Here is a 526-nt window from a genome sequence, read left to right on the forward strand (position 1 = left end):
ATCTACGGTTCAAAAAGCCCATCGTTTCGGTGCATTTGATTACTTAGTCAAGCCCGTTGATTACTCAAGACTAACCGAAAGCTTGCTTCGTTTCGCAAAGGTTAAAAACCATATGCGTAGCCAAGAGAGTTTTCGACAGTCGCAGCTTGATGACTTGTTCCATCTTGGAAAAGGCACGCCAACGGATTTGGCTGGTTTAGATCCTTTTATGTTCCGTCAGGTGGTGGATCTGTTTACGCATGTGCATGTCGAGCACACCGCATTGAGTGTGTCGGAAAGTTTAACCATCAGTAAGAGTACGGCTCGTCGTTATTTGGATAAAGCCGTTGAACAAGGTGAGTTGGTGGCCTTTTTAGAACACGGGAAAGTAGGGCGACCGACTCGGGTTTATCGCAATAAGTTAGTCTCAGAAAGCTAAGTGTTTGAGATAAAGAATAAAGAAAGGCTCTTGTTGAAAGAGCCTTTTTCACGAAATGTCGACATATTTTGGCAAGTTTAATGCAGAACTTCACTGCTGAATCTTAAG

General features: G+C 43.3%; 1 pseudogene. It reads left to right on the top strand.

Going from position 1 to position 526, the window contains the following annotated elements:
• Positions 1-418: pseudogene (locus tag R7Z47_RS26750) on the top strand (transcriptional regulator); the annotation flags it as partial.
• Positions 419-526 lie beyond the last annotated feature (108 nt).

It is taken from the genome of Vibrio sp. 1641 (assembly GCF_033339995.1).
GTDB classification, from domain to species: Bacteria; Pseudomonadota; Gammaproteobacteria; order Enterobacterales; family Vibrionaceae; genus Vibrio; species Vibrio alginolyticus.